The organism is Brevibacillus fluminis, assembly GCF_003710825.1.
In the GTDB taxonomy this organism is placed as follows: Bacteria; Bacillota; Bacilli; order Brevibacillales; family Brevibacillaceae; genus Brevibacillus_D; species Brevibacillus_D fluminis.
Genome location: NZ_RHHQ01000027.1, coordinates 1 through 13,195 on the forward strand (window position 1 = coordinate 1; position 13,195 = coordinate 13,195).

Genomic DNA, 13,195 nt, shown 5'->3' on the forward strand with positions numbered 1-13,195 from the left:
TGCTGCCCCGGCTGCTCCCGCTGGACCGGTCGAACCCGTTGCCCCGGCTGCTCCTGCTGCTCCTGCTGGGCCGGTCGGACCCGTTGCTCCTGCTGCTCCTGCTGGCCCTGGGAGGCCTTGTGGTCCTTGAAAACCTCGCGGCCCTCGTGGTCCTTCAGGTCCCGGAGGGCCTGGGGGACACTGAAATTTTCCCATAATTCTCATCTCCCGGTTATCAAACGTACTACATCATATTAAAAGAATAAAAAGATACACACAGCAACTACCTATCTAGCTCAAAATAGGTAGATAGAGCAAAACAGTCGCTGAATTTCAGTTCAGCAATGTTATTGTCCCATACCATTACGACTAAATTAGCATTTGATAATAAAGGAGATTGAAGCATGGGGGGATCAGATTGGATACACGTCCATTGATTGGTATTCTGGTGCAGAAAAGGAGTAGTAGAAAAAGAATACTGAAGCTTTATCACCGTTATCTCGATCTAAACCTGAGACTATATTCCTTTACCCCAGCAGATATTCTTTGGAAGGAACAACGTATTATTGGACTATGCCTAAAAAATGGCATCTGGAAACAAAGTTCGTTTCCTTTTCCTCATGCCGTCTATAATCGGTGTTTTAATAAAAAAAATATAACAATTCAACGACTGGAGAAGGTCATTGGTAAGAAAAAATGTTTCAACAATATCAATTTTTTCAATAAATGGGATCTCTATAATCGGCTAAAGCAGTCAAAACTTAAATCTTATGTTCCAGACACCTTTTTATATAACGAAGTAAATTTATCTCAATTATTTGATGAATATAAACTTATATACATTAAGCCTTCTTACGGATCCAAGGGGAGGTCTGTTTATCGGGTTGAGAAAACGGAGCATGGAGATTTTCACATCTCTTTGCATAGCTTGGCTCCAAGATATATTTGCAGAAAAGATGAAGACATTCAAAAAAAATTGGATAAACTTCTCGGACGAAAGAAATACGTTGTTCAGCAAGGGATTCGTATGTGCCTAATTGATCAACAATATTTTGATATCCGCGTACTGGTTCAAAAAGGTATTCTTGGGGAATGGACAGTATCCACCCTAGCATGTAGAGTGGCTTATAAAAATCACTTTAACACGAGTATTTGTGAAACCGTTTATGATGCTGCAGATATTCTTCAGAGGCTATTTTCGCAGGAAAAAGCGAATGAAATTCTCCACTCTCTGTATGAGGTAAGTGTAAAGGCCGCGCAAGAAGCGGAAACGCTTATGGGTTCGTTAGGAGAATTAAGTGTAGATTTTGCATTAGACGAGCAAAGAAAACTTTGGATTGTTGAACTTAACGGGAATCCCCAAAAAAATATATACAAAGACCTTATAGGTTTTAAACACAAAAAACTAATTTATCGTAGACCATTGGAATATGCCTACTTCCTCTCTCAATCTTGAGAGTGTATATGTTGGGGCCTTTGTTCATACTTCACACATGACTACGTAAAACCTAGAATGAAGCGGTCTATTACAAGAGAGCACCCGAACCGGAAGATATTACAAAGAAAAAGAGAGCCATTGGCTCCCTTTTGCGTATCTGTTAGTTAAAAAAACTTCTGTCTCCCCTGCTCTTCCTTCAAAATCTCCACGGCCTCGTGGAAACGCTGCGCATGAATAATCTCCCGCTCGCACAAAAACTTCAAACTATCCTGCAAATCGACGTCATCCGTCATGTCGATCAGCCATTGATAGGTAGCCCGCGCTTTTTCCTCGGCGGCGATGTCTTCGTACAGATCGGAGATCGGATCGCCTTTTGCCGCAATATAGGCTGCCGTTCACGGCACCCCTGCGGCATTTTCATAAAACAGCGCCTTGTCATGGTTGGCGTAGTGTGCACCCAGGCCCGCGGCTTCCATGTCTTCCGGCTTCCATGTCTTCCGGCGTCGCGTCTTTAGTAAGCTTGTAAACCATCGTCGCGATCATTTCAAGGTGGGCAAATTCTTCTGTTGCACCATTGTGTAGGTGATAAATAGTCTCAGCAAATGGCTCCCTTTCTTATCTATTTAAATGCCCATGTGAAGTGCCCTCCAGAAAAGGTTAGTATTGTACATGGGCCAAAGATCGTCACTCTTTGCTTTTTCTAACCACGTTCACGCACAAACTTTAAAATCGGCTGCTGTGTCGAAGGAGACAGACAATAATTTGGGTACTTGTATATCTTAGTACAGATGGGTGCACTTAAGCCCTTTTCACTTTCAACTTCACACTGAAGAATCAGGACCGGTTAGGGCCACTGGATATCGGGCAATTCCCCTTCTCCGGCGTCGGTGTGAGCAGCTTACCTGCGCAACACCCATTAACAAAAAAACAGCCTTCTAAAGGCCTACACCCTGTATTTCAAGATTACTTTTCAACTTTTATGTCCACTGTCTCTATCCTATAGACTGAACCAATAATTAACATACATGATTAATCCAATAAGATTTAACAACAGCCCCGCGTATAAATAGCGTTTGTTAGCACTTCTGATGTATTCAATTAACGTAAACAAAATAGACAAAAAATAGAGAAATAGCAAGAAATTCAAAAGCAATCCGTGAAAAAGCCAATTCATTTCTTTTTCGATTAGTAAAAAAAGTGAAAATCCAAAATTCACAAAAAGGGCTAGAATAAATGAGATATTAATTTTTATATGATACATCCCCTTTCCTCTGATGAAAAAATATGCCTCTAACGGCCAATTGGGATACACTCCAAAAAGATCGTTCAAATCCACAATATCATGTTGAAAAATTATTTGGTAAGACCCCCCCTTTTGAACTTAGAGGAAAAACACCTAAAACAAAAAAAGAGAGCCCTTCGGGAGAGCACTACAAAAGTCGACATTTTTCAGAACAACAAAACAGTCAAAGAAAAACGAGCCTCTAGAATCGCTTCTAAGGCTCGTTTCGCGTTTAGGGAGACATAGTTGTACCCCTTTGGTTTTACCTAAAAGACGACTTTTGCAGCAGTCTCCATCGGCTCCCCTTTCCATGTTCGTTAAAAAAACTTCTGTCTCCCCTGCTCTTCCTTCAAAATCTCAACAGCTTCACTAAACCGCTGCGCATGAATAATCTCCCGCTGGCGCAAAAACTTCAAACTATCCTGCAAATCGACATCATCGGTCATATCGATCAGCCATTGATAGGTCGCCCGCGCTTTTTCCTCGGCGGCGATGTCTTCATACAAATCGGCGATCGGATCGCCTTTTGACGCAATGTAGGCAGCCGTCCATGGCACCCCTGCGGCATTTTCATAATACAGCGACTTGTCATGATTGGCGTAGTGCGCGCCCAAGCCCGCCGCTTCCATGTCCTCCGGCGTCGCGTCTTTGGTGAGCTTGTAAACCATGGTCGCGATCATTTCAAGGTGGGCAAATTCTTTTGCGCCAATATTGTATCCATGAGAATTAATCTCGATAAAATGCCCACTTGGCACATGACCTCCGACTTGCACTAAATCAAACTACAGTGGGAAGACAAATGAAGTAGCGATAACAGGAATAGCGGTATCCTTTAGGGTAATGGATACCGGCGTTTTTCAGTCGAACTGGGCTTAGAGCACAAAATCATCCGCATTTTGTTGGCTATACCTTACTTTGGTTATATTGTGAAACGGGTATCCCCTACCCGATCCACTGCTTCACTCGGGGGTGTTCACTGAAAATAAAGTCTCTAGCAGCAAAAGAACTATTTCAGAAAGCCAAAATTAATGGGAAAACGATATTGGAACAGTGGGAATGTTTGGAGTTTTAGTTAACAACCATAAGAGGCATAGCTTACAAAATATATGATTTTAAAAAAGAGAAAATAAATAAAGCAGTCTATTAAGACTGCCAGGAAGAAAATTCGTTATTCAACGATTAAATTTAATGTCATTCCTTTTTCTTTATGACCCGGCTTGTCACAAATGATTTGATAGGTACCTGTTTTCGAAGGGGCAGTCCAGTCTAATGTTTCGGTTTTACCAGGTTGAACATCTTTATCTAGCTTTAGTTCATCATTGTTAATGTCATGTTCTACTTTACCGGAGTTGGTCAAAACAAAGTGAATTTTTTCTCCTGCTTTTACTTTAATATCACCCGTTGAGTATGAGAATTCGTTCATATCAATTTTGACCTCAGTTGGTTGATCAGAAGTTGATGTTTGGGAGTTTGAAGTTGCTGCTTGAGTAGTGGGCGATGATGCTTGTGAAGAAGAGCTTGTACTTTGTGCACTACAGGCAGAAATGATTCCAGTAATCACCAAGCAGGTTGACAAAAGTGCAATTCCTTTTTTCACGATGAACCCTCCTTGTAAAATGTAGTTTTTCACAATTAAGCTTAATAAACAGATTCGGAATAATTGTGAAAATGAAAAGTAATTCTTGAGAAAGAAACGTTACACAAAGTTAAAAGCAAAATCCCTTGCCTTTTAGGCAAAGGATTGGGTCAAATGCTTTAAATATGTTCTAAACGAATTAATCGATTAACAATGGCTTGGATTTTCTTATAGATTAGATTACGTGCTTCCCAAGTCAATTCAGCTGAGTGGGCCTGCCCTGCTAAATTTGCTCTCATTGACTCTAATACGCTGATGTCGGTAATGAAGTTTAGTTCTTGAAGAAATTCACTCATTTCCACATCCCCTTGGTTATCCATTTTTATCAACTTATGAGGATGTTTACATCTGCGCATAGACAAATTAATTGGGTAAAAACGTACAAATTTAAAGGCAAGATTAAAAGGGACGGCTGAGGACTAACCTCCTAAGGATAAAAGGAGACTAACCAAAAACAATGATTCCTACAGAGTTTTCTGCTGGCCATTTTTTGACTGTGATAATTATTAACTAGCTGATAATGAGACAATCCTTTTTTGCTATTGGGCATGCAATTGGGCTCAAATTACAAAAACCGAGACAACCATTATAGCAATTGGCGACCACGTGTATTGTTGTACCTTCCCGACTTATAAGAGTTTGCATAAAGTGTACAAACTTTTAGAAAAAGGGGTTTATGGATAAGAGCTGAAAAGGAAAAAGGCTTATTGCTCTTGGATTTCCCAAAGCAAAAGCCTTCTATCATTTTTCCTTTTTAACTCAACGGCTAAATTCCTTTTCGAACATGGCTTGATTAGCGATGACAGGTTCTTGACCGACCGCATTGATGTTCGTCACCAAAATATCCTTCCCGCCTAAGGTACCACCCGCTAACGTTTCAAACCCATGAATGCCGCCTCCATGAGCCCAATAGGTCTTTCCGTTCGGCAGTGTCACCCCATAAATTCCCAGTCCATATTTGCCATAAGGCGATTCCACACCTGTTGTCATCTGCTTCATCATCTCGTCATTTAATAATTTCCCACCCAAAAGCGCACTAAAAAAGGTGGTCAAATCTTTCCCTGTTGAAATCATTTCCCCCGCGGCATTCGCCCATGAAGGATTAAACTCTGTGAAATCAAACAGTTTCCCTGCCCGATTCATGCTATAGCCTGTGGCATGCTGGCCCGGGATTTTTGGATTACTACCACTAAAGGATGTATTTGTCATCTGAAGCGGGTCGAGGATCCGTTTCTTCATCTGCACATCGTACGTTTCTCCTGTCACCTTTTGAATAACAAGCCCAGCTAGTACGGTATTTGTATTCGAATAGTCCCAACCTGCTCCTGGTTGAAACACTGGCGGCTTTGCCAGTCCCATACGTACAAGGTCATCAACGGTATATTGAGGGAATGAGGTAGCGTATCGCATGTCTGTATTCGTATAGCTTGCAATCCCGCTCGTTTGGTTCAATAACATACGAATCGTGATTTTGTTGCCATCATACCCATTGCCCTTTACCACACCTGGGAGCCATTTTTCTACCGAGTCTTCCAGATTCAGCCTTTTCTCCTGAGCCAACTGTAAGACAAGGGTAGCAACAAACGCCTTTGTGACACTGCCAATACGGAAAGTAAAGTCTGGCTCCATCGGATTTTTATGATCGAGGTTGGCTACACCGGCTGCATAAGACAAGTATTCTCCGTCTCTTAACCCAGCGGCAATTATTCCAGGGACTCCCTCAACTTTTGCTTTCTGATCAATGAAATCCTTCATTTCTTTCCCATGTTTCTGAGCCGCTTGATCTGGGGTAGATGGTTGCTTCGCTAGTCCCGAGAATTCAGTCATCTGGATGTTCTCCATATGAGAAACAGTATCTCCTAATGCATTGATACTCATCGCGATCACGTGCTCGCCGTCTTTTGTTCCACCTGCGAAGTTGGTGAATCCAGGAATGCCGCCTTGATGACCCCATATGGTAGTGCCATCCGGCAATGTTACTTCCTGAATACCGAGTCCGAATTTCCCGTGTGGATTAGAAACAGTGGTTAACATTTCTTTCTGCTTCTCAGGTGTTAACAATTTTCCGCCCAATAAAGCGCTAAAGAACGTTGTTAAATCTTTCGTAGTCGAGATCATAGCCCCTGCTGCGTCTGCAAACGAAGGGTTAAGGTCAGTTATATCCATTAATGTACCGGCATTGTTAAAGTATCCATTCGGACTGTTTTTCGGAATGGATTGAGAGTTTTCCGGGAAAAACGTTTCTGTTAGTTGAAGCGGCTCAATCACTCGTTTCTTGATTTGTTCGGCAACCGTTTCTCCTGTGACCTTTTGGATAACGAGTTTCATCAGCACTGTATTCGTATTCGAATAGTCACCCGTGGTCGGTGTGTGCTTTAATGCGCGAGAAATGAGTTGTTCTGCTGTAAACGTTTGAGTGGAGTTCTTGAGTAAACTTTCCTTGAGCTCATCATCTAAGTAGTCTGCCACTCCACTCGAATGATTTAATAACTGACGAATCGTAATTTTGTTACCGTCATATCCGTTTCCTTGGACGACACCCGGCAGCCATTTTTCCAACGAGTCATCGAGGCTTAGCTTCTTTTCCTCAGCTAGTTGCAGGGTCACTACACCGACGAACGATTTCGTTATACTCCCGATTCGAAATGAAAAGTCAGCTTCCATCGGTTTCTTACTTTCTATATTCGCTTCGCCGGAAGCATACGACCAGAAATCATTTCCCTTCTTAACTGCAAAGAGGACACCTGGAATGTTTTCGCTGGCAGCAGCTTTATCAATCGCTTCTTTTATTTTGGCATGATCCGTTTTCTGTTGTTGCATGATTGCCTGGTCCACACCTGCTTCCGCACAACCGTAAGTAGGTAGTATCAGCGTTCCTATCAATAATGCAGATAACGTAAGGGACGCTCCTTTTTGCATGTGGAATGGTTTCATTTCTCATCGCTCCTGTAAGTTGAAATGTGTTGTCTCACACATCCACCTTATTCTCAGGGCTGTAAAATCACATAGTGACGAAACCGTTCTATCTATAGATGACATCATGCCAACCATCATGTTTGCGACATGATAGAATGTCATAGAGGCTGTATGACATGGCGCATTCTGCTTGACGAATCGGGAATTTGTGAGGCATGATGAGTCAGAAACATTCGGGAATTTCCTTACCACTCAAATGAGCAGGAGTACATGACAAATGTTATCCATGATAAAAAAATGGTTTTGGTACAATTGGGTGATTTTTGCCTTACGAACGATTTGGCTAGGCATCATCGTCATAGCAGATGTTATGTATCAAGCAATGATAGCAGTTCCGTTCGGAGTCATCATCCTTATTGCCTTTTTGGTTTATGCCATTCCATTGATCGTTCAATATCGAAAAGAAAATTGGTATCTGGCAGTCGAAGTCTTACTGACAGGCTTTTTTTATCTATTTGTGGCCTATATAGCGCCTGCATTGACTTGGTGTTTCGTTTTATTGGTGATCATTATTGGTGTGGCCAGCAGTCGCAGAACATTTATGTGGACGGGAATCTCTAGTGGGATTATTTTTCCGGCTTTGAACGGGTTGATTACCAATCGTCTCCCTTACGAGTTCATGTTTAGTTGCAGCTTTGGTTTTGCGATCGGTATAGCTTTTAGCATATTAATTGAGTCTCATAAGCAAGGCCGCATCATTCAAGAACAGAAGCAATTATTGGAGCAGCATATTAAGCAAATCGAGGAGCTTACACTGATCGAGGAACGTAATCGGCTGTCACATGAGTTGCATGACACAATTGGGCATTCGCTAACCTCGCTGATTGTGGGCGTTGAATCACTCCGATCCTCGGTTCCTGATTCACAAATCGAACGAGTCGACAAACTTGTCTCAATAGCACAAGGCAGCTTGGATGATATCAGAAAGCATTTTCATCAGCTCTCTGATGCGCGGTTGAACCAATCGTTAAGTGAGGCACTACTGGAACTGACAGAAGAATTTATGAAGTCAACAGGTGTAACGGTCAACTTCCGTGTGATCGGCAGTGAGACGCTCGTTATGCAAAAAATGAGCCTTTGTCTATATCGTTGCCTGCAAGAATCGCTCACAAATGCGGTTCGTCACGGCCAAGCAAGTGTGATATCTGTAGATCTGTATTTCGAAAGTCAGCAACTCCGTTTACAAATCGAAGATAATGGCAACGGAATAGAATCCATCGAATTCGGCTTAGCACTAGAGGGAATGAAGGAACGGCTTGAGCAACTGCAAGGTACGTTGTCCGTTCATTCACAATCAGGGCAAGGAACCGTTGTCATTTGTAATGTTCCCATACAGGTAGAAGCTGGACAGGGAAGTATCCGCCTACTTATTGTTGACGATCAGGTGATGATTGCCGACAGCTTACAGCAAATCTTAAGCCAGCAGGACAACTTTATCGTGGTTGGTACAGCTAGTGACGGCCAAGAAGCATTAGAACAATGTGAGCGACACCAACCGGATATCGTGTTAATGGACGTGCACATGCAAGGGATGCACGGACTGAAGACCTTCCTTCAAATGAAAGAACGCTGGCCGAACATGAAGATTGTGATCATGACAACGTTTGAGGATTCGGTACAGGCAGCAACAGCACTGGAGCATGGGGCGGAAGGATATATGCTGAAGTCTACTCGTCCAAAAGAGATGATGGAAGCGATGAAGCTCATCTATAGCGGGGGAACGTGGCTTGATCAGTCGATCGCCACACGCGTATTCGAAGAGATGAAGCGCCAACGAGAGCAGTTAGAGAAGTACAGCCCGAATGATCCGTATGGATTGACGAAACGGGAAAGGGAAATTTTACAGCTTTTATCGGATGGGCTTCGTTACAAATCGATCGCCACCAAACTATATTTATCGGAGGGAACGGTTCGGAATTACTGTTCCACCCTTTACTCGAAGCTCGGTGTCAGCAACCGGGAAGAAGCGATTGAACTGGCGAGAAATGAGAGTATTCGATAGAAGACAAAAAGACAAGAGAAATCCTTGTGATACGGGGAAGTGCTGCAGGTGCGAAACACGATCATCCAGGGGGATGGGCTCAGGGGACACACGTCCTCGCGTTCCTTTGAAGAAGTGTTACTCGAATTCTGAACTGAAAGGAAAAACACTAAAAACGCAGAAGGGGAGCACTTCTGCTCCCCCTTGTTTCCTAGAAAAATTTCTGTCTCCCCTGCTCTTCCTTCAAAATCTCTACAGCTTCACTAAACCGCTGCGCATGAATAATCTCCCGCTGGCGCAAAAACTTCAAACTATCCTGCAAATCGACATCATCGGTCATATCGATCAGCCATTGATAGGTCGCCCGAGCTTTTTCCTCGGCGGCGATGTCTTCATACAAATCGGCGATCGGATCGCCTTTTGACGCAATATAGGCTGCCGTCCATGGCACCCCTGCGGCATTTTCATAATACAGCGCCTTGTCATGATTGGCGTAGTGTGCGCCCAATCCCGCTGCTTCCATGTCTTCCGGCGTCGCGTCTTTGGTGAGCTTGTAAACCATGGTCGCGATCATTTCAAGGTGGGCAAATTCCTCAGTGCCAATATCGGTCAACAGGCCGATAACCTTGTTGGGAATGGTATAGCGTTGATTCAAATAACGCAAAGCGGCGGCCAATTCTCCGTCTGCGCCCCCATATTGCTCAGTGAGGAATTTGGCCATTCTCGGATCGCACTTGCTGACTCGAACGGGATATTGTAATTTTTTCTCATAAATCCACATCGCGATATACTCCTCCTACTGCTCTATCTTTATACCTGCCAAGGCCAAGGTAAATCCACCCATTGCCATGGGCATGCAGAATAGCTGTGTCCCAGGTTCATCAATGGGCCGTATTGGGACTCGAACTCATGAGCGAGCCGCCAGCGCTCCTGGACGTTTTGGTTATATTGCTGCACGGCACCTGCGTCGTCCGGATGCGTATCCAAATACAGATTCAATTCACACAATACGAAATCGACTGCTTGGAGTTGCTCCAGCATTCGGTAGTACTGCTCATCTACCTCGATTCGGTCTGACATTACGTCGTCACCCTCCCTCTTCCCCGATTGCTTCGATACGGACTATAAAAGGCCGGCCACAACGTCCCGACGCTCAGCGCCTCCATCGTCGAATACTGGGGGAGACCACACGGCTGAAATCCCATCGTCAGGTTGGGTGGAATCACATAGCTTTTGATGCGCTCCGGCGGGCATGGATCGTAGGGGCCGACAAAAGGGAACCAGACTCGTTCCTGCGAGACTCTTTCCTGCGATTGCAACGTACATTACCTCCTCGACAAAGAAATCGACTAGACCCTTTACTATATGTCAAACACCCAGTAGGCGGTGCAAGGGCAGATACCCATAATTTTGGAGGGACAATTAGAAAACCTGGCTACGCCATGCTTTTTGGCGGAGCCGCGGTTGCACTTATACTGGATAAGAATTTTATAAATTCTTATCTGTACAGGAAAAACCCCGCCTCATCGTGAGGCGGGGGCAATTATCCGTTTTTTTCAATTACGCTTACATATGTGTTTGATACGGCTGCTGCAGGTTTTGCATGAGCGGCTGCTGCATCATTGGCGCCTGCATCATTTGCTGCATTGGGGCTGGCTGCATGCCGGTCGGTACCATCGTCGTCGGCTGATACATGGCGGTCGCGGTGTTGGTTGTCACATCGGCCAAAGTCGGAACCTGGTAGTATCCTTTTTGGTTCATGTACTGGAATACTTCATACGACATTTCCGAGCAGTTGACTGCTCCTTGCTGCACCATACGGCGCAATTGGGGATGCACGATCTCCTGGGTCGCTACAATTTGCATGCTTGCCGATGCTTTGTGGCACCCGAGCATGGCGCAGGACACGTCCTCATCATTCATTTCATGGGCGGAGGCATTGGGATGCTGCGGCTTTGGCTGATGCAGCCCCATGACGGGATTCATCATTTTGGGAGCGCGATACGGCACGCCCATCGCGGCGCCCATCCCTTGCTGATTGACGGCTTGAGCCAGGTTATTGTACTCCTGTGTCATGAATTGCAGATGCCGATCCAAAAGCGCCATCAATTGCGGGTCCTTCACATACGGACGATACAGCTCAAAATGATTGATCGCATTGATCGTCCCACTTAAAACCTCATGCAACTCCATTACCTCATGTGCACCCATTTGTGCAGCCATGATAATCCCTCCTGTCGGTGAATTGAACCTGATTTAGTATTCACCTGCATCCCTGGCAATTATGTAACAAGAACGCTATCCGATTCTTCTATTCACCGATCGAAGTCTGCGCTCGACCGAAACCATGAGGAAAGCTGCCTCTTACTCCCCGATCGCATTCTGGAATGTCACAACGGAAATGTTAGCGCTGTTGACTGCCTTGTTGTACTGGTTTTCCGTTTTGGTCAGCTCTTCCTCCGCCTGCACGACATCCAGAGAAGTGGACAATCCGTTTTCATAGCGAATCTGTGCTGCGCGGAAATTCTCTTCCGCCATGGCCTGCGACTCCTTGTACATGTCGACGCTGGACAGAGAGGCCTCCATATTCAAATAGGCCTGTTTTACTTCTACTTCAATGCTGCGTTTCGTATCCTCCAGATCGATTTTCGTCGATTCCAAATCATTTTTTGCCATGGAGCCTTGGTAGGTCGACAAGGCCGAATACTTTTGGAACAGCTCGACGTTCAATTCAGCGAGCTGGATTTCGTTTTGCTTTTGCTGAATTTCGTAACGCTTTTCGGCAGCTTGCTTCAACGCCTCATCCAAGTTGCCAATTGCCGGCTTCGTTAGCTGCGTGTCTTTGATCAATGTCCACTTTTTGTCCAAATCGACACCCAGATAGTTGTTCAAGTTCAGGAATGCGACGGTTACCGCATTTTGCGCGCTGAGTAAGGACGCCTTCGCATTCGTCACGCTCACCTGTGCGGATAGCAAGTCGGTTTTTGGCACCGTGCCCGCTTTCAGCTTGGTGTTGACCATATCCAGGTTTTTCTGAATGCGCTCCGCACTGCGCTGCTGCTGCTCCAGCTCGGCCTGTGCGTTCAGGCAGTCGTAAAAGAGCTTCTGGATTTGCAGCTTTGTTTTTCTCTCCGTCGCTTTATAGGACAGATCATTAATTTGCTGAGACATTTTGTTTTGCTGGTCTTTGTAGTATTTCGATTTGGCAGCATCGAGGGAATCGATATCGTCTGCGGAAATCTTTTTGATTTGCGAATTGACCAAAATCGCGTTGGTATCCGCTGAATCGATCTGCAGGCGAAGCGAACGCAAGCTAGAGTTCGATTGCAGGCCGATCTCGATCGCTTTGGCCAATGTCAAGGTGTTGTCACTTACCGTATCGGTTGCCGAAGTGCCAGAGGCGGCCGTCGTGTTGGTTGTCGTAGCCGCAGCGGTTGTACCGGATGTCGTCGCGACGGCAACACTATTGTCAGCCCAACCGGGCGTGGCGGCCAACATGCAGGTTGCTGCTATCGAAAGGGCAAACCAAGCTTTATTTGAAAAGGGCAAACGCATCCTCATTCCTCCTATGACGATCAATTATGCTTATTATTTAATCTGAAGATTTGTTTTCTCTTTGAATCGAGTTGGATCAAAAATCTTGTCTCCAGCATAAAAAGGACCGCCTTCTCGAAGAAGCCAGTCCTTTTTGGTGCTAGGAATGGGAGAAAAATGAAAAAGGCGTTCCAAGCGTGTTGATCTGCCTTCACATAGATGAGATGGACGTACCCCTTGCGTGTGAACCGCTCGACCTTGCTTGAAACAACCTGTAACAATTTCATCCAAACCTAGCTGTAGGATTAGTATATCGCAATAAAATATACTAATCCAATAAAAATGTATATAAAATTACACGCATACATT

Annotated in this window: 10 protein-coding genes and 3 pseudogenes; 2 read left to right on the forward strand and 11 right to left on the reverse strand. The window is 44.6% G+C overall.

All coding sequences use genetic code 11. The features are described from left to right. Positions 1-195, reverse strand: a pseudogene (locus tag EDM56_RS28210) (collagen-like protein); the annotation flags it as partial. A 202-nt stretch (positions 196-397) separates the two neighbouring features. On the opposite strand from EDM56_RS28210, the gene EDM56_RS28215 reads away from it, so the two are divergent. Continuing rightward, on the forward strand, positions 398-1,435 hold the full coding sequence (locus tag EDM56_RS28215; protein WP_122921283.1) for a YheC/YheD family endospore coat-associated protein: 1,038 nt from the start codon (positions 398-400) through the stop codon (positions 1,433-1,435). A gap of 146 nt (positions 1,436-1,581) precedes the next feature. Here EDM56_RS28215 and EDM56_RS28220 read toward each other — a convergent pair. From EDM56_RS28220 to EDM56_RS28240, 5 genes and pseudogenes are all read right to left on the reverse strand, one after another. Next, positions 1,582-1,984, reverse strand: a pseudogene (locus EDM56_RS28220) (manganese catalase family protein); the annotation flags it as partial. 1,032 nt (positions 1,985-3,016) lie between these two features. Then, a pseudogene (locus EDM56_RS28230) lies at positions 3,017-3,412 on the reverse strand (manganese catalase family protein); the annotation flags it as partial. Positions 3,413-3,867: 455 nt separating this feature from the next. Beyond that, entirely contained in the window at positions 3,868-4,296 is a 429-nt protein-coding gene (locus tag EDM56_RS28235) for a cupredoxin domain-containing protein (protein WP_183192625.1), read from the reverse strand. A gap of 158 nt (positions 4,297-4,454) precedes the next feature. Further along, positions 4,455-4,631, reverse strand: coding sequence for a hypothetical protein (locus EDM56_RS31625; RefSeq protein WP_183192626.1), 177 nt, complete (start codon positions 4,629-4,631; stop codon positions 4,455-4,457). Between the two features lie 463 nt (positions 4,632-5,094). After that, complete coding sequence (locus EDM56_RS28240) at positions 5,095-7,269, reverse strand: serine hydrolase domain-containing protein (protein ID WP_122921287.1); 2,175 nt, start codon at positions 7,267-7,269, stop codon at positions 5,095-5,097. 259 nt (positions 7,270-7,528) lie between these two features. Between EDM56_RS28240 and EDM56_RS28245 the strand changes: the two genes are divergently transcribed. Beyond that, positions 7,529-9,313, forward strand: a complete 1,785-nt coding sequence (locus EDM56_RS28245; protein ID WP_122921288.1) for a helix-turn-helix transcriptional regulator — start codon at positions 7,529-7,531, stop codon at positions 9,311-9,313. Positions 9,314-9,503: 190 nt separating this feature from the next. Here the strand turns inward: EDM56_RS28245 and EDM56_RS28250 are convergent, their stop codons facing one another. From EDM56_RS28250 to EDM56_RS28270, 5 genes are all read right to left on the reverse strand, one after another. Beyond that, the gene (locus EDM56_RS28250) at positions 9,504-10,073 is read right to left on the reverse strand and encodes a manganese catalase family protein (protein WP_122921289.1); all 570 of its coding nucleotides are present in this window, start codon (positions 10,071-10,073) and stop codon (positions 9,504-9,506) included. A 29-nt stretch (positions 10,074-10,102) separates the two neighbouring features. Continuing rightward, on the reverse strand, positions 10,103-10,372 hold the full coding sequence (locus tag EDM56_RS28255) for a spore coat protein CotJB (RefSeq protein ID WP_122921290.1): 270 nt from the start codon (positions 10,370-10,372) through the stop codon (positions 10,103-10,105). Then, positions 10,372-10,611, reverse strand: a complete 240-nt coding sequence (locus tag EDM56_RS28260; RefSeq protein ID WP_122921291.1) for a spore coat associated protein CotJA — start codon at positions 10,609-10,611, stop codon at positions 10,372-10,374. Before EDM56_RS28260 ends, EDM56_RS28255 begins: the two co-directional genes overlap by 1 nt. A 247-nt stretch (positions 10,612-10,858) precedes the next feature. Further along, complete coding sequence (locus EDM56_RS28265) at positions 10,859-11,515, reverse strand: spore coat protein (RefSeq protein ID WP_122921292.1); 657 nt, start codon at positions 11,513-11,515, stop codon at positions 10,859-10,861. Between the two features lie 141 nt (positions 11,516-11,656). Next, positions 11,657-12,847, reverse strand: a complete 1,191-nt coding sequence (locus EDM56_RS28270; protein ID WP_183192627.1) for a TolC family protein — start codon at positions 12,845-12,847, stop codon at positions 11,657-11,659. Positions 12,848-13,195: the final 348 nt, after the last annotated feature.